This window comes from Rhodococcus sp. GA1, assembly GCF_024321955.1.
GTDB classification, from domain to species: Bacteria; Actinomycetota; Actinomycetes; order Mycobacteriales; family Mycobacteriaceae; genus Rhodococcus; species Rhodococcus pyridinivorans.
Genome location: NZ_CP097186.1, coordinates 2,124,227 through 2,140,275, shown reverse-complemented (window position 1 = coordinate 2,140,275; position 16,049 = coordinate 2,124,227). Strand labels below are relative to the sequence as shown.

At 67.8% G+C, this 16,049-nt stretch carries 13 protein-coding genes and 2 pseudogenes; 12 read left to right on the top strand and 3 right to left on the bottom strand.

From position 1 onward, the window contains the following. Positions 1-213 precede the first annotated feature (213 nt). The 3 genes from M3330_RS10040 (at position 214) to M3330_RS10030 (ending at position 3,558) form a co-directional block, all read left to right on the top strand. Positions 214-909, top strand: coding sequence for a hypothetical protein (locus M3330_RS10040; RefSeq protein WP_217579246.1), 696 nt, complete (start codon positions 214-216; stop codon positions 907-909). Between the two features lie 70 nt (positions 910-979). Next, positions 980-2,911 (top strand): histidine kinase, encoded by a 1,932-nt coding sequence (locus tag M3330_RS10035; RefSeq protein WP_255028619.1) that lies wholly within the window; start codon positions 980-982, stop codon positions 2,909-2,911. After that, on the top strand, positions 2,908-3,558 hold the full coding sequence (locus M3330_RS10030; protein ID WP_033097928.1) for a response regulator transcription factor: 651 nt from the start codon (positions 2,908-2,910) through the stop codon (positions 3,556-3,558). The genes M3330_RS10035 and M3330_RS10030 overlap by 4 nt, the downstream gene beginning before the upstream one ends. An 8-nt stretch (positions 3,559-3,566) precedes the next feature. Here the strand turns inward: M3330_RS10030 and M3330_RS10025 are convergent, their stop codons facing one another. Next, the gene (locus tag M3330_RS10025; protein WP_006552480.1) at positions 3,567-4,283 is read right to left on the bottom strand and encodes a GntR family transcriptional regulator; all 717 of its coding nucleotides are present in this window, start codon (positions 4,281-4,283) and stop codon (positions 3,567-3,569) included. 64 nt (positions 4,284-4,347) lie between these two features. Here M3330_RS10025 and M3330_RS10020 point away from each other — a divergent pair. The 4 genes and pseudogenes from M3330_RS10020 to M3330_RS10005 all read left to right on the top strand — a co-directional run. Continuing rightward, positions 4,348-5,299, top strand: a pseudogene (locus M3330_RS10020) (FAD-dependent oxidoreductase); the annotation flags it as partial. 71 nt (positions 5,300-5,370) lie between these two features. Continuing rightward, positions 5,371-5,577, top strand: a pseudogene (locus M3330_RS10015) (HAD family hydrolase); the annotation flags it as partial. A gap of 322 nt (positions 5,578-5,899) precedes the next feature. Further along, positions 5,900-7,114: an acetyl-CoA C-acetyltransferase gene (locus M3330_RS10010; RefSeq protein WP_006552477.1), complete on the top strand. Its 1,215-nt coding sequence runs from the start codon at positions 5,900-5,902 to the stop codon at positions 7,112-7,114. Between the two features lie 35 nt (positions 7,115-7,149). Next, on the top strand, positions 7,150-9,285 hold the full coding sequence (locus M3330_RS10005; RefSeq protein WP_033097963.1) for a 3-hydroxyacyl-CoA dehydrogenase NAD-binding domain-containing protein: 2,136 nt from the start codon (positions 7,150-7,152) through the stop codon (positions 9,283-9,285). Positions 9,286-9,378: 93 nt separating this feature from the next. Here M3330_RS10005 and M3330_RS10000 read toward each other — a convergent pair whose 3' ends face one another. Together M3330_RS10000 and M3330_RS09995 are read right to left on the bottom strand one after the other, a co-directional pair. After that, entirely contained in the window at positions 9,379-10,686 is a 1,308-nt protein-coding gene (locus M3330_RS10000; protein WP_019290265.1) for a class I SAM-dependent methyltransferase, read from the bottom strand. Continuing rightward, positions 10,683-12,143: an FAD-binding oxidoreductase gene (locus M3330_RS09995; protein ID WP_033097925.1), complete on the bottom strand. Its 1,461-nt coding sequence runs from the start codon at positions 12,141-12,143 to the stop codon at positions 10,683-10,685. The genes M3330_RS10000 and M3330_RS09995 overlap by 4 nt, the downstream gene beginning before the upstream one ends. A 148-nt stretch (positions 12,144-12,291) precedes the next feature. On the opposite strand from M3330_RS09995, the gene M3330_RS09990 reads away from it, so the two are divergent. From M3330_RS09990 to M3330_RS09970, 5 genes are all read left to right on the top strand, one after another. Further along, the gene (locus M3330_RS09990; protein ID WP_006552473.1) at positions 12,292-12,726 is read left to right on the top strand and encodes an SRPBCC family protein; all 435 of its coding nucleotides are present in this window, start codon (positions 12,292-12,294) and stop codon (positions 12,724-12,726) included. Positions 12,727-12,830: 104 nt separating this feature from the next. Continuing rightward, positions 12,831-13,154 carry a YbaB/EbfC family nucleoid-associated protein gene (locus M3330_RS09985; RefSeq protein WP_019290262.1) on the top strand — a complete coding sequence of 108 codons (324 nt, stop codon included), beginning with the start codon at positions 12,831-12,833 and terminating at the stop codon, positions 13,152-13,154. Positions 13,155-13,163: 9 nt separating this feature from the next. Next, positions 13,164-13,772, top strand: coding sequence for a recombination mediator RecR (gene recR / locus M3330_RS09980; protein ID WP_019290261.1), 609 nt, complete (start codon positions 13,164-13,166; stop codon positions 13,770-13,772). Continuing rightward, positions 13,769-14,368 carry a TetR family transcriptional regulator gene (locus M3330_RS09975; RefSeq protein WP_006552470.1) on the top strand — a complete coding sequence of 200 codons (600 nt, stop codon included), beginning with the start codon at positions 13,769-13,771 and terminating at the stop codon, positions 14,366-14,368. Before recR ends, M3330_RS09975 begins: the two co-directional genes overlap by 4 nt. A 180-nt stretch (positions 14,369-14,548) precedes the next feature. Next, complete coding sequence (locus M3330_RS09970) at positions 14,549-15,961, top strand: MFS transporter (protein WP_033097962.1); 1,413 nt, start codon at positions 14,549-14,551, stop codon at positions 15,959-15,961. Positions 15,962-16,049 lie beyond the last annotated feature (88 nt).

The following is a 16,049-nucleotide window of genomic DNA, read 5'->3' as shown; positions in this document are numbered from 1 at the left end:
ATCCTCGGTCGTGGGGGAGGTTGTGTGCGTTTCCGTCGGGAGAATCGCACACAACCTCCCCTCGGTTGTGGTAGGCGCACGACGTCTGCCCGACGAGGGACGCCGGCGGCGATCCCGGAAGGTCGGGACAGTCGTCCCTTCCACCCGGGACACCGGGCACCGGATCGTTCCTTTACGACGCGCAGGGCGTCGCACCGATCCGAAGGGACCTTCATGAACACTCTCGGCACCGAGACCGAACCCCTCGCGCCGATCGCTCCCGATCGTCGTGGCCCCGGTTCGCTCTGGGCGTGGACGGGTGCGGTCGCCGGCCTCGCCGGCGTCGTGGGCATCCAGGCGAGCATGGCGATGAGCGCGGCATACAACGAGCGCACCGCCGGCAACGCGGTGGCGATCATGACCGAGTTCGCCGGGCAGCGCACGGCCATGCTCGTCATGCACCTGACGCTGATGGTGTCGACGACGCTGCTGCTCGTCTTTGCCGCCGGACTGCAGCGCCGGCTGCGCGCAGGCACTCCGGAATTCAGCCTCGTGCCGACGGTCGCGGCATTCGGTCTCGTGCTCACCTCGGTCGCGACCCTCATGGGCACCGGACTCGACACCGAGTTGCTGTTCGGCCTCGGCAACACCGATCAGATGGTGCCCGAGGTGGCGGTCTTCGCCTCGCATTGGATGGGCACCATCCCATGGCTGTGGGTCGGTGCCGGTGTCAGCGGCGTCGCGGTCGCGGTCGCGGTCCTGCGTCACCGCGCGGCGCCCCGGTGGATCGGTTGGGCGAGCATCGTTCTCGGTGGTCTGACACTGCTCCTCGGCATCTCCCCACTGCAGTACATGGCCGGCTTCACCGGCCCGGTGTGGGTGCTGGTGGCCGGAGTCGGCTTCGCCCTCGCGGACCGGCGTGCACGTTAGTGCCACTGCGAGCGGCCCAGCGGCGTATACCTGCCGCATCAAGGACACAGTGGTGCATACTCACCGCACCATGAAGGACACAGTCACGACGAACGGATCGGCGGGTACCGGGGCTCCGGTACCCGCCGCCGTCGTGGCCGTCGCCTCCTGGCTGCTCGCCGTTGCGGCCGTCGTCGTGTTCGTCGCGGCACGACCCGCGCTCGATTCCGACCAGCTGTTCTTCCTCGTCGACGTCGTCGGAGCCGCCGTCTACGGGACGGTCGCCGGGGTGATCCTCGCCCGCCGGGTCCACGCCGTGCCGATCCTGCTGGCCGTCGCGTCGATCGGCGTCGGTGTGGCAGCGATGTCCTACAGCTGGACCCAGCTCGCCCTCGTCCGCCCCGAACTGCCCGTCGGATTCCTCGGTCCGCTGCAGAACACCACCTGGATCCCCGGGACACTCGCGTTGTTCCTGGTGGTGCCGTGGCTCGTCCGCGACCGTCCGGCCGATCCCGTGGTGCGGGCCGGGATCGGCGTCGGCGTCCTGACGATCGCCTGGTTCTTCTGGGCGCGCACCTTCACCGACATCGCCGACATCTGGTTCGTCGGACCCGTTGTGGCCGTGGGTTTCCTGACCGCCGGGCACGTCGAGTGGCGTCGCCGTCACGCCTCGGCGGGCGAACGATCCGGGACGGGATGGCTCGCGCTCGGCAGTGCCCTGATGACAGCCTCGTACATCCCGTTGGCGGTCCCGGACGTGCCGTGGATGCTCACACCGCTGCTCCACCTCGCGACGCAGGCCTTCTATCCCGTCGCGATCCTCGCCGTCGTGCTGCGCCAACGACTCTGGGGCATCGACCTCGCGGTGGGTCGCGCCGCGCTCGCCGGCAGTCTCACCGCCGTGCTCGTCACCTCCTATCTCGCGGTGACGGTCGCGGTGTCGCTGGTGCTCCCGAACGAATCGGTCTTCGCCCAGGCGGTCGCCGCCACCGCCGTCGCCCTGGCCGTGCAGCCGGTGCGGATGTGGCTCGGCCGGAAGGTGCACCGCCTCGTCTACGGCGACGGCGTCGACCCGGCACGCGCCGTCCGGATCCTCGGGCGGCACTTCGCCGGTGCCGATTCGCCCGACCTGCTGTTGGGCGAACTCGTCGCCGGAATCGGTACCGCACTGCGTCTCGAATCGGTCGAGGTGCGCCGCGGCGGCGACGTGATCGCACGCTGGGGGACCGCGACCGGACCCGTCGAGGAGGTTCCGGTCGGTAACGGCGACGCCACCCTCGCCGTCACCGCACCTCCGGGCGAATCGCTCGGGGCACGCAGCCGGCGGGCGCTCACCGAACTCGCGACCGTCGTCGACGCCGGGCTCGTCGTCCTGCGGTCGGCGGAGGACCTCGAAGACGCACGTCGCCGCCTCACCGAGGTGAGACTCGAGGAACGCCGCACCATCCGCCGCGAACTGCACGACGGTCTCGGCCCGTCGCTCGCCGGGGTGCGGCTCGGCCTGCAGGGCGCACGCAATCTCGTCACCACCGACCCGGACGCCGCGGCCGGACTCGTCGACGAACTGCTCCGCGAACTCGATCGGCAAGTCGACGGTGTCCGCGAGCTCTCGCGCAGTCTGCTGCCCCCGGTTCTCGACGAACTCGGCCTCACCGCCGCACTCGATGAACTCGTGATCACCCACGCCCGCGCGGGATTCCGCGTCGACCTGCGGTCCGACCTCCCCGCCGGGATGTCCGGGCCGATCGCGTGGGCCGCCTACGGCATCGCCTCCGAGGCGGTCATCAACGCGCGACGGCATTCCGGTGCCGACGAATGCACGGTGCGGGTCGCGGCGGAGGGCGACGTGCTGGCCCTCGACATCGTCGACGACGGGCGAGGACTCGCGACCGACGCACGAATCGGTGTGGGGACGCAGAGCATGCGGGAACGGGCCCGGGAGGTCGGCGGAACGGTGGGCATCGAACCCGGCGACCCGCGCGGTGTCGTGGTGCGGGCGCGGCTACCCTGGTCCGAATCATGAGCGACAACGGAGCGATACGCGTTGCGGTCGTCGACGACCATCCCGTCTTCCGCCTCGGTATGGCGGCACTGCTGGGCACTCTCGACGGGATCGATGTCGTGTGCCAGGCGAGTTCGGTGGGGGAGGCCCTCGAGGTCGTGATCGGCGATGTCGACGTCGTGCTCATGGACATCGAACTCGGCGACGGATCGGGGATCGACGCGGCCCGCAGCATCCTCCGGAAGTCGCCGGGCACCCGCATCCTGATGGTCACGATGCACGAGGACGAGGACATCCTCATCGCCTCCATCCGTGCCGGTGCCTCGGGTTATCTCGTCAAAGGGGCCGATCCGTCGGGGGTCGAACGGGCGATCCGGGCCGTGGCCGACGGTGAGATGATCGTCGGTGCGGCGGTCGCGGCGAAAGCCCTTGCGGCGGTAGCGAACTCCCGCAACACGTCGGCAGTTTTCCCGTATCTGACCGGACGGGAGCGGGAGATCCTCGACCTCGTGGCCCGCGGACTCGACAACGCCGCGATCTCCCGCCGACTCGTGCTCAGCCAGAAGACGGTGCGCAACCACGTGTCCAACATCCTCGGCAAGATCGGCGCAGCCGACCGGGCGAGCGCGATCGTCCGTGCGCGGGAAGCAGGCCTGGGCGTCGACTGACCTGCTGCTCAGGGAGTGACGGTCGTGACGAACGACATCCGGTCGCCGCGGTAGAGCGACCGGCGATGCTCGATCGGGACGTCGTTCTCGTCGTAGGAGATCCGCTCGAGCAGCAGCATCGGTGTGCGGGTGTCGGCGTCGAGCAGCGCCGCCTCGCGCGCATCCGGCAGCGTGGTCTCGATCCGCTCGACCGCCCGCGCGAACGTGATCCCGTAGGAACGGATCGCGGCGTACAGCGACGACGACGGATCGAGCGTCCGGCGCAGATCCGGAAAGCGGTGTGCGGGAAGGCGCGTGCGTTCGAGTCCGACATGCACTCCGTCGGTGAGCAGGACACGTTCGAGTTCGAGGACGGGATCGCCGGGTTCGAGACCGAGGCGGCAGGCCAGTTCGTCGTCGGCGACGAGGTCGGTCCACGCGACGAGCACACGCCCAGCGCTGCGCCCTTCGAGCAGGGCGGCTTCGGTATAGGAACCGATGACGAGGGGCTGGACGATCTTCGGGCCGGCGACGACGGTGCTGCGGCCCCGCCGTTCGATGCGGCCGTCGACGAGCAGTTCTCGCAGTGCCTGGCGGACGGTTTCGCGGGCGACGTCGAACCGGGTGGCGAGATCGCGTTCGGAGGGGACCTGATCTCCCACGCTGAGCTGGTCGAGGAGGCACTCGACCTGGCGGCGCACGATCTGGTGCTTGAGGGTGCGCGCTTCGCGAACGACGGTGGCCACACATCCAGCGTAACCGAATTCCGGTCTACACCAACTGTTTCACCGGGAGTTCGACGAACCGGCCCTAACCCTGCGGTCCCGCGAGCTGTGGGAGGACCTCGGCGCCCGCGTTCCCGACGTCGGTTTCCGCGCGAACGGTTCGCTGACGCTGACGCTGCCGCGCACCGCCGCCGAGGTCGCCGTCGCGGAGGAAGCGGTCGCACGCGACGACGCGCAGCGACGGGGATTCGCCCTGCTCGATGCGGACGAGACGCGCCGCCGTAACCCCGCGCTACGCGGTAACTTCCTCGCGGCACTGCACTGCAGCACGGACGCTGCCGTCGAATCCCGCATCGCGCTCCCGGCGATCCGGCAACATCTCGCCATCTCGGGCCGCTACCGGTTCCTGCTGTCCACAGAGGCCCGGGACGTCTCCCGCACGGCCCGCGGGACCGTGCAGTGCGCGACGACCACGGCACCGTGCACGAGACCGACCTCGTTCTCGTCTGTCCCGGCGCGACACTCGGTGGCCTCGCCCGCGACCTGCCATTGCGCAGGGTCCGGCTGCAGATGATGCAGACCGCACCGCTCGGCGAAGACCTCACCACGTCGATCGCCGACGGCGACAGCCTGCGCTACTACCCGGGATTCGCCGGTACCGCCCTCGACGAGCTCACCGCCTCCGAGGAGCAACGACCCGTCGCCGCGCAGCATCGCATGCAGTTGCCGTGCGTCCAGCGTCTGCACGGCGGCCTCACCGCCGGCGACACCCACGCCTACGACGAACCGTTCGACTTCGACGTCGACGAAGAACCCTACGACCACCTCGTCGCAGTGACGGAGGAGTTCCTCGGCCGCCGACTGCCGCGCGTCGTCCGGCGCTGGGCCGGGGTGTACAGCCAGTGCATCGACCCCACGCGCTCGTGCACCGCGCGGAGGCCGACGAAGACGTATGGGTCGTCGCCGGCCCGGGTGGCCGCGGTATGACCCTCGGCCTCTATCTCGGCGAGGAGACCGCCGACCTGCTCGGCCTCTGACATCCCGGAACCGGACGCCCCGATTCGTCGACCAGGGCGACGTCGCCGCCGCCCCCGGCACGGGCACCGGCAAGGCGATCACGCAGCTGCGTGAGGCCGGCGTGAAAGTCGTACTCACCACAGGATTCAGCCGATCCACCCAGGTCAGGCTGCTCGATGTACTCGGCTGGCACGACCTCGCCGACCTCGCTCTCACACCCGCCGGCGCCGGTCGCGGATGCCCCTACCCCGACATGATCCTCACCGCCCTGCTGCGCACGGGTACCGACGACGTCCGTCTCGACTTCTCGGGTTCGGCGGATGCGATCGCGTCGCTGGTGTCGCGCCTCGATGTGGGCGGGCGCCTCGTGCTCGCGGGCTCGTCGGCACCCCTGTCCCCCTCGATGCGCTGCGAGAAGTCCTGTATGCGGCGCCGCGCCTGCGGGCGGCGGTGGTCCCGTAAGGGGTTTGCGGACGTTCGGTTCGGTCACGGACACCGATCGCTTCGGTCCTTACGGCCGAGGGGTGCCCGCTTCTATCGTAGGAGAGGTTGGGCACGGCGGCCCTCTGCAGGGCCGTGGGTGCTGTCGCTCCGCAAGCACGGGAAGGAACCTGCGCACTGTGACCACCGAGGCATTCATCTATGAAGCCATCCGAACACCACGCGGCCGAGGCAAGAAGACGGGCTCTTTGCACTCCGTCAAGCCGATCTCCCTGGTTACGGGCCTGATCGACGAGCTGCGTGTTCGATTCCCCGATCTCGACGAGAACCGTATCTCCGACCTGATCCTCGGTGTCGTCAGCCCCGTCGGCGATCAGGGTGCCGACATCGCCCGCACCGCTGTCACCATCGCGAACCTGCCGGCCACCACGGGCGGCGTGCAGATCAACCGGTTCTGCGCGTCGGGCCTCGAGGCCGTCAACATGGCTGCGCAGAAGGTCCGCTCCGGCTGGGACGAGCTCGTTCTCGCCGGCGGCGTCGAGTCCATGTCGCGTGTCTCCATGGGCTCCGACGGTGGCGCGTGGATGCTCGATCCCGCCACCAACTACGACAGCTACCTGGTTCCCCAGGGCATCTCCGCCGATCTCATCGCGACCATCGAGGGCTTCACCCGCGAGGACGTCGACGCCTACGCACTGCGTTCGCAGCAGCTCGCGGCGGCAGCCTGGTCGGGCGGCTACTTCTCCAAGTCGGTCGTGCCGGTCAAGGACCAGAACGGCCTGACCATCCTCGATCAGGACGAGCACATGCGTCCGGACACGACCCTCGAGGGTCTGGCCAAGCTGCAGCCGTCGTTCGCGACCATCGGTGAGATGGGCGGCTTCGACGCCGTGGCGCAGCAGAAGTACCACTTCGTCGAGAAGATCGATCACGTCCACCACGGCGGCAACAGCTCGGGCATCGTCGACGGCGCGGCACTCGTGCTCGTCGGTTCCGAGCAGGCCGGCAAGGACCTCGGTCTGACCCCGCGTGCCCGCGTCGTCGCCACGGCCACCTCCGGTGCCGACTCGACGATCATGCTCACCGGCCCCACGCCGGCCGCGCACAAGGTTCTCGCTTCGGCGGGCCTGACGGTCGACGACATCGACCTGTTCGAGATCAACGAGGCGTTCGCCTCCGTCGTCCTGAAGTTCCAGAAGGACCTGAACATCCCGGACGAGAAGCTCAACGTCAACGGCGGCGCCATCGCGATGGGCCACCCGCTCGGCGCCACCGGCGCCATGATCACCGGCACCATGATCGACGAGCTCGAGCGCCGCGGAGCCAAGCGCGCCCTCGTCACCCTGTGCATCGGTGGCGGCATGGGTGTGGCCACCATCATCGAGCGCGTCTGACACCGGAAGGAATTCGAAAAACAGTGAGCGACAACATGATTTCCTGGGATAAGGACGCCGACGGCATCGTTGTGCTGACACTCGACGATCCGAACCAGGGCGCCAACACGATGAACGAGCTGTACAAGGCGTCGATGAAGGCCACCGTCGACCGTCTGTACGAGGAGCAGGACTCCATCACCGGTGTGGTGATCACCTCCGCGAAGAAGACCTTCTTCGCCGGCGGCGACCTGCGCAACATCATCGCGATCGGCCCCGACGACGCGCAGGTCGCGTTCGACGAGGTTCAGGGCATCAAGGCCGACCTGCGTCGTCTCGAGACCCTCGGTAAGCCCGTCGTCGCCGCCATCAACGGCGCGGCTCTCGGTGGCGGCCTCGAAATCGCCCTCGCGACGCATCGCCGCATCGCTGCCGATGTCAAGGGCGTGCAGATCGGTCTGCCCGAGGTCAGCCTCGGCCTGCTCCCCGGTGGCGGTGGCATCACCCGCACCGTGCGCCTGCTCGGCATCCAGACGGCGCTGCTCTCGGTTCTGCTGCAGGGCAACAAGTACAACGCGGTCAAGGCCAAGGAGATCGGCCTGGTCCACGACGTCGTGGGTAGCGTCGAGGAACTCGTTCCGGCCGCCAAGGAATGGATCAAGGCCAACCCCGAGGGCGGCATCCAGCCGTGGGATGTCAAGGGCTACAAGATCCCCGGCGGCACCCCTTCCAGCCCGGCCTTCGCCGCGAACCTTCCGGCCTTCCCCGCGAACCTGCGCAAGCAGATCAAGGGCGCCCCGATGCCGGCTCCGCGCGCCATCATGGCCGCCGCCGTCGAGGGCTCGCAGGTGGACTTCGACAATGCGTCGACCATCGAGTCGCGGTACTTCGTCGAACTCGCCACCGGCCAGGTCGCGAAGAACATGATCCAGGCGTTCTTCTTCGACATGCAGTCCATCAACTCGGGCGCTTCGCGTCCGAAGGACGTGCCGAAGCGCGAGATCAAGAAGATCGGCGTTCTCGGTGCGGGCATGATGGGCGCCGGCATCGCCTACGTCTCCGCCAAGGCCGGTTACGAGGTCGTCCTCAAGGACGTCACCCTCGAGGCCGCCGAGCGTGGCAAGAACTACTCGGAGAAGATCGAGGCCAAGGCTCTCTCGCGTGGCAAGACCACCGAGGAGAAGTCGAAGGCTCTGCTCGACCGCATCACGCCGACGGCCGACCCCGCCGACTTCGCGGGCGTCGACTTCGTCATCGAGGCAGTGTTCGAGAACACCGAGCTCAAGCACAAGGTGTTCCAGGAGATCGAAGACATCGTCGATCCCGACGCGCTGCTCGGCTCGAACACCTCGACGCTGCCCATCACCGGTCTCGCGACCGGCGTCAAGCGTCCCGAGGACTTCATCGGTATCCACTTCTTCTCGCCGGTCGACAAGATGCCTCTGGTCGAGATCATCAAGGGTGAGAAGACCTCCGACGAGGCCCTGGCCCGCGTGTTCGACTACACGCTCGCGATCCGCAAGACCCCGATCGTCGTCAACGACAGCCGCGGCTTCTTCACCTCGCGCGTGATCGGCACGTTCGTCAACGAGGCCATCGCCATGCTCGGCGAGGGCATCGAGCCCGCGACCATCGAGCAGGCCGGTTCGCAGGCGGGTTACCCGGCTCCGCCGCTGCAGCTGACCGACGAGCTGAACATGAAGCTCATGCAGAAGATCGCGAAGGAATCCGAGGAGGCCGCCAAGCAGGGCGACACCAAGCTCGGCACCACGCGTCATCCCGCACTCGACGTGGTCGACTGGATGGTCGAGCAGGGTCGTCCGGGTCGTCTCGAGAAGGCCGGCTTCTACGAGTACGACGAGAACGGCAAGCGTCAGGGCATCTGGCAGGGTGTGCGCGATCACTTCAAGACCGAGGCGACCCTCGATGTGCCGCTGCAGGATCTGATCGACCGCATGCTCTTCGCCGAGGCGATCGAGACCCAGAAGTGCTTCGACGAGGGTGTTCTCGAGACCACCGCCGACGCCAACATCGGCTCGATCTTCGGCATCGGCTTCCCGGCCTGGACCGGTGGTGTCGCTCAGTACATCGTCGGCTACCCGGGTGGCAAGGAAGGCTTCGTCAAGCGCGCCGAGGAACTCGCCGCCAAGTACGGCGAGCGCTTCAACCCGCCGGCGTCGCTGCGCAGCTGACGCACACGACGGTTGCACGGAAGGGCTCCCGACGCCACGGCGTCGGGAGCCCTTCCCGTTCGCGCTCTTCTGTTTTCGTGCCGATGGGGTCGGCTAGGCGACCCACCAGGGGCGCAGCGGCGTCTGCGGCTTCTTGTCGTCGCCGAGCTTGACCGCGAGCACCTGGTGCAGCTGGACCACGTTGCGTTCGAAGCCGAGGCGCGAGCCTGCCATGTACAGGCCCCACAGGCGGGCCGTGCCCTCACCGACCTCGGCGACGCAGGCCTGCCAGTGCTTCTCGAGGTACTCGCACCAGCCCTTCAGCGTCAGGGCGTAGTGCTCGCGCAGGTTCTCCTCGTGCATCACCTCGAAGCCGATGTTCTGCGCCTCGGTGATGATGCGACCCGAACCGGTGAGCTCCCCGTCGGGGAAGACGTACCGGTCGATGAACCCGCCGGCCTTGGCGCGGGTGTTGTTGGTCGGCCGGGTGATGCAGTGGTTGAGCAGCAGACCGCCCACCCGCAGTTTGCCGTGGAGGAACCGGAAGTAGGCCGGATAGTTGGCGACACCGATGTGCTCGGTCAGGCCGATCGACGAGATGGCGTCGAATCCTTCCTCGGGCACGTCGCGGTAGTCGGAGTGCCGGACCTCCGCCAGGTCGCTCAGGCCCTCCTCGACGATGGCCTTCTGCGCCCATTCGGCCTGTTCCTTGGAGAGCGTCACGCCGAGGGCCTTCACACCGCGCCGAGCGGCGTAACGCACCATCCCGCCCCAGCCGCAACCGATGTCGAGCAGGCGGTCGCCCGGCTTCAACCGCAGCTTCTCGAAGACCAGACGGTACTTGTTCTCCTGGGCGTCCTCGAGGCTCTGATTCTCGGATTCGAAGACGGCGCAGGTGTACGTCATCGAGGGGCCGAGAACGTACTCGTAGAACTCGTTGGACACGTCGTAGTGGTGATGGATGACCTCGGCGTCGCGCGATTTCGAGTGCCGCAGACCCTCGGCGATGCGGCGCCAGCGCGGCAGGTGCTCCTGCGGCGGCGGTGCGATCGGCTTGAGCAGTTCGGTGCCGAGCGACCGGGCGATCTGCGCGAGGATACGTGCCGGGGGACGCTCGAAGTGCAGGTCGCCGAGCGAGGCGAGCAACTCGTAGGGGTTGCCGGGATGCACTCCCTTCGCCTGGAGATCGCCCGAGATGTACGCCCGTGCCATACCCAGATCGCCGGGGGCCGTGGCGATGTACGTCGCGCCCTTGGGCGACGCCAGATGTAGACCGTAGGGAGAGTCCTCGGGACCGGCCGCCGATCCGTCGTAGGCCGTGAAGCGCAACGGCATGTCGCCGCCGGTCACGATCTCCACGATCTGGGCGAGTGCGAGCTTGTCCTCGGTGGACCGATCGTTCTCGGTCCTGAATATGGTCACTTTCGTTGCACCGCCTTCGAAAACAGGTCCAGTAGACGGGACCGAGGGTCGTATTTCTGCTTGAGAGCGGGGTATTCACCGCCGCCGTAATAGAGCTTCTCGAACTCGTCCTTCGAGTAGTAGGAGTCCGAGTAGAGCGATTTGTGCCCGTCGAGTTCGGCGACCTTCTTCTCGATCAGCCGGTTGGCGGCGCCCTCCTCGGCGCCGGGCACGATGGGAACGGACGACCAGAACCCGACGTTCACATAGGCGCGCTTCGGCTCGAGCGGGTACAGCGGCCAGGGACGCTGGGCGTCCGAGGTGCTTGGCCGGCCGGCGTCCGGGGACGACTCGATGTCGCGCAACTTCAAGGGGCACAACCAGATCGGCTCGATGGGAATCTCGTCGAGGAACCACTCGACGAACTCCTGCGTGCGTTCGAGCGGGACCTCGATGTCCTGCACGACGCGCTCGCGGGGTGGATTGCCCTTGCGTGCCTCGATCCGGTCGGCCACCGAATACTTGTGGTCGAGCGCGATGAGCTTCCAGTAGAAACTGCTGCGCAGCAACTGCTTCGGCCACATCCGGCGGATCTTCGGGTTCTGGGCGCCGAAAGCCCGGGAGCACCAGAACCAGTCGGTGTCCCACCGCCACAGATAGTCGCGGATCGTGAGCCGATCCTCCTTGGGGCGGTTGACGGAGACGTGCTGGATCGACCGGTAGTAGATGTCCTGCCCGGTGTAATCGCTGACGGGACCCGGCTCGTCGGTCTGTGTGCCGAGCGTCAGGTAGCTCTCGGTCGCGGAGAAGACGACACCGTCGAGATAGTCGACCGGTGTGCCGTCCCAGGTCCGTTCGTCGACGATCCGCGCGAGGGCGGACTGCAGATCGGCGATCGTGTCGAAACGCAGGTGACGCAGTGCGACGAAACGTTTCACCGGTTCGAGTGCGATGCGCAGGCGCGTGGCGTACCCGAGCGAACCGTACGAGTTGGGGAAGCCGTGGAACAGATCGGCGTGCTCACCCTCCGGACGGGCCGTGATGATCTCGCCGGACCCGGTCAGGATGTCCATCTCGAGCACGGACTCGTGGGGGAGGCCGTTGCGGAAGGACGTCGACTCGATGCCGAGCCCGGTGACGGCGCCGCCGAGCGTGATCGTCTTCAGCTGTGGGACGACCAACGGTGCGAGGCCGTAGGGCAGGGTCGCGTCGACGAGGTCCTCGTAGGTGCACATGCCGGCGACGTCGGCGGTGCGGGCCTGCGGGTCGACGGAGATGACACCGCCGAGACCGGAGACGTCGAGCCCCGGCGCGTTCGCCGCGGCGCGTGCCCGGAAGAGGTTCGACGTCTTCTTCGCGAGTCGCACGGGCGCGTCGGCCGGAATCGCGCTGTACGAGCGCAGCAGGCGGTCTACACCCTGGCGGTGTACCGCCTCCCCGTACGGGACCTTCACACCTGACGATCTCGGCATCTGCATTCGACTCCTCCGGAGCGGCGCATCAGTGGCACGTCCACAATAGACCCGGCGGTCGCATCCGTCCCGGAACGCGCAGGGCAGGATGGATGCTGTCGTCACAGGCACATTCGAGCCCGCATCAGCGCGGAAGAAGCAGAAGGAGTCGTTCATGGCACAGGTCAGCGCAAGCAGTTCGATCCAGTTGGCGGCAGCTCCCGAGGTGGTGCTCACCGCCCTGGCCGACTACGAGACCGTGCGCCCGCGCATCCTCACCGAGCACTACCGCGACTACCGCGTGATCTCCGGTGGTCGCGGCGACGGCACCGTCGTGCACTGGATCCTCCAGGCCACGGAGAAGCGTCAGCGCGACGTGCAGGCCACCGTGTCGGTGAAGGGCAGTACCGTCACGGAGACGGACGCGAACTCGACGCTCGTGACGACCTACAGCGTCGTGCCGAACGGGACGGGTTCGACAGTCGTCGTGCTCACTCAGTGGAAGGGTGCCGGTGGCGTCAAGGGCTTCTTCGAGAAGACGTTCGCGCCGCTCGGCCTGAAGAAGATCCAGCAGCAGGTGCTCGAGAACCTGAAGAAGGAAGTCGACTGAGCCCGGTTCGGTCGACCTCGGCGTCTGTGTCCACCCCGATGCGCGGCGACTAGGCTGGCATCACAAACGTGCAGAAAGGACGTGCCGTGCAACCCGGTGGTGGAATGCCCGACATGCAGCAACTCCTCGCTCAGGCCCAGCAGATGCAGCAGCAACTCGTCGCTGCGCAGAACGAGATGGCGCAGGCGGAGGTCACCGGCCAGGCCGGCGGTGGCCTCGTGACGGCGACGGTGAAGGGCACGGGCGAGGTCGTGTCCGTGAAGATCGATCCGAAGGTCGTCGACCCCGAGGACGTCGAGACCCTGCAGGATCTGGTGGTCGGTGCGATCGCCGACGCCTCGGCGAAGGCCCAGGAGATCGCGGCCGAGAAGCTCGGTCCGCTCGCGGGTGGGCTCGGCGGCGGAATCCCCGGCCTGCCCGGTTTCTAGAGGTCGGCGTTGTACGAAGGACCGGTACAGGACCTCATCGACGAGCTGGGCAAGCTTCCGGGCGTCGGCCCGAAGAGTGCCCAGCGCATCGCGTTCCATCTGCTCTCGGTCGAGCCGCCCGAGATCGACCGCCTGCAGGCGGCGCTGCAGCGGATCCGCGACGGCGTGCAGTTCTGCGAGGTCTGCGGAACGGTCTCCGACCAGCGGCGTTGCCGCATCTGCTCCGATCCTCGCCGCGACCGCACGGTGATCTGCGTGGTCGAGGAACCGAAGGACGTGCAGGCGATCGAACGCACCCGGGAGTTCCGGGGGCGCTATCACGTCCTCGGTGGTGCGCTCGACCCGCTCAATGGCGTCGGCCCCGACCAGCTGCACATCCGCGAACTGCTCACCCGTATCGGCAACCAGGAGGACGGCGTCGACGTCTCCGAGGTGATCATCGCGACCGACCCCAATACGGAGGGCGAGGCGACGGCCACCTATCTGGTGCGTATGCTGCGCGACTTCCCGGGGCTGAGCGTCACCCGCCTCGCGTCGGGTCTGCCGATGGGCGGCGATCTCGAGTTCGCCGACGAGCTGACGCTCGGGCGAGCGTTGTCGGGGAGGCGGGCGATGTGACCGTGCGCAGCACGGAGGCATCGCACCGGGGTGAGCCCGAGAAGCGTCGCCGGACTTCCGACGAGACCCGGAAGCTGATCATCGAGGCTGCGGGGAAGGCGTTTGCGACGCGCCCCTACCGCGACATCACGCTCAAGGACATCGCGGAGGAAGCGGGGGTCAGCGCCCCGCTGATCATCAAGTACTTCGGCTCGAAGGAGCAGTTGTACGAGGAGCTCGTCGACTTCCAGTACGGCGCGCAGGTGCTGTTCGACGGGCCGCTCGAGAGCCTGGGGGAGCGGATGGTCGCGATGCTCGCCCGCCCGCTCGAACCCTACAAGCCATTGTCGATGAACATCCTGTTCATGAGCGGGGGCAGCGAGGAGAGCAACCGCATGCTCCGCGACAACTACTCCGCGCAGATGGTCGATGCGCTCGCCGCGCGGCTGCCGGGGTCGGATGCCCGTCTCCGGGCCGAGCTGGCGATGTCGGCGGTGATGGGGTTGGCGATCATGCGGCGCCGCATGATGCAGGAGCGCGCGACCGGCACGGTCGAGGAAGTTGTGGCCATGTACGCGCCGCTGGTCCAGCGGTTGCTCGACGGAGACGGTTCTTAGCGGCACGAATGACCTTGGTCACTACTCTTGAGGGTAAATAGCCGTTCACCTAATGTGGTGAACGGCTATTTACCTGTTTGGCGAGAGGGGGTGTCGATGTCGATCTCGCTCCCCCTGCGCCTGCACGTGGCGGGTAGGTCCGCCTCCGCGCCGACGCGCTCAGCGTCCGGAACGACGAAGGTGAGCGGACCGGCGGAGAAGAAGACGCGCAACCTGCGGCATTTCGTCTTCCCGGTTCTCGCGGTCGGCGCCGTCTTCCAGGCCATCATGCAGACCGTTATGGTGCCGCTCCTGCCGAGCATGCCGGGCTTCACCGGCGCCGGAACCACCGCCGTCTCGTGGCTGGTGACGAGCACCCTGCTGGTCGGTGCGGTGATGACGCCCATCTTCGGCCGTCTCGCCGACATGATCGGCAAGAAGCGGATGCTCCTCATCGCGTTCTCGCTTATGACACTCGGCTCGTTGATCTGCGCGCTGACCTCGGACATCGGACTGCTCATCGTCGCCCGTGGCCTGCAGGGCGCCGGCGCGGCGGTGCTGCCGATCGGCATGGCGATCCTTCGCGAGGTCCTGCCCCGTGAGCACGTGGAGCGCTCGATCGCGATGCTCAGTTCCACCCTCGGCATCGGCACCGCGGTCGGTATCCCGTTCGCTGCCGCCATCGTCCAGTTCGCCGATTGGCACCTGCTCTTCTGGACCACCGCCGCCATCGGCGCCGGTGTCGCCCTCGCGGCGTGGATCGTCATCCCGGAATCGGACACCCGCACCGGCGGTCGCTTCGACGCCGTGGGCGCCGCCGGCCTGTCCGCCGCCCTGGTGTGCCTGCTCGTGCCCATCACCCAGGGCAGCACGTGGGGCTGGACGAGCCCCGCAGTGCTGCTCTCGTTCGCCGCGTCGGTGCTGCTGTTCGTGCTCTGGGGAGTGCAGCAGCTGCGCAACCGCAACCCGCTCGTCGACCTGCGTGTCTCGGCCCGCCGTTCCGTCCTCGCGCCGCACCTGTCGGCACTGCTCGTCGGGTTCGCCTTCTACGGCAACACCCTCATCACCACACAGTTGCTGCAGGCGCCGTCCGGGCACGGAGCCGGATACGACCTGACCATCCTCCAGGCCGCGGCCTGCCAGCTCGCCGCGAGCTTCGCGATGATGATCTTCGCGATCGTGGCCTCCCGGATCACCGAACGTTTCGGACCCAAGATCACGATCATGACCGGAGCGGTCTTCCTGCTCGCCGGCTACAGCGTCCACGCGGTGCCCGGCAAGCCGCTGTGGCTCGTCGTCGCCGCCATCTTCGTCGCGGCGATCGGCACGTCGCTCGTGTACTGCACGCTGCCGGTGCTCCTCCTCGGCGCGGTGCCGCTGTCGCAGAACGCCGCGGCGAACGGCGTCAACGTCCTGCTCCGCACCGTGGGCAGCACCGTCTGCAGCGCGGTCGTCGCCTCGGTGCTCGCGGCTCACACCCTCGGGGGCGGGCTCGGCATCGGCACCGCGGGCTTCGTGATCGCCTACCTCGTGTGCGCCGGTTGCGCCGTGGTCGTCTTCGTCTCGGGCTTCGCACTCCCGTCGAAGCAGGCCCTGCGGCCCGTCGAGAACTGACCCCGGCCCGCCCTCCCGGAACAGTTACGGCCCTGCACCCCGGTGGTGAAACCGGAATGCGGGGCCGCCCCTCCTGTCCCCCAGGTCT

Coding starts and splice junctions, on each gene's coding strand:
- M3330_RS10040 (WP_217579246.1), top strand. CDS start 214: ATGAACACTCTCGGCACCGAGACCGAACCCCTCGCGCCGATCGCTCCC.
- M3330_RS10035 (WP_255028619.1), top strand. CDS start 980: ATGAAGGACACAGTCACGACGAACGGATCGGCGGGTACCGGGGCTCCG.
- M3330_RS10030 (WP_033097928.1), top strand. CDS start 2,908: ATGAGCGACAACGGAGCGATACGCGTTGCGGTCGTCGACGACCATCCC.
- M3330_RS10005 (WP_033097963.1), top strand. CDS start 7,150: ATGATTTCCTGGGATAAGGACGCCGACGGCATCGTTGTGCTGACACTC.
- M3330_RS09995 (WP_033097925.1), bottom strand. CDS start 12,143: ATGCAGATGCCGAGATCGTCAGGTGTGAAGGTCCCGTACGGGGAGGCG.
- M3330_RS09990 (WP_006552473.1), top strand. CDS start 12,292: ATGGCACAGGTCAGCGCAAGCAGTTCGATCCAGTTGGCGGCAGCTCCC.
- M3330_RS09985 (WP_019290262.1), top strand. CDS start 12,831: ATGCCCGACATGCAGCAACTCCTCGCTCAGGCCCAGCAGATGCAGCAG.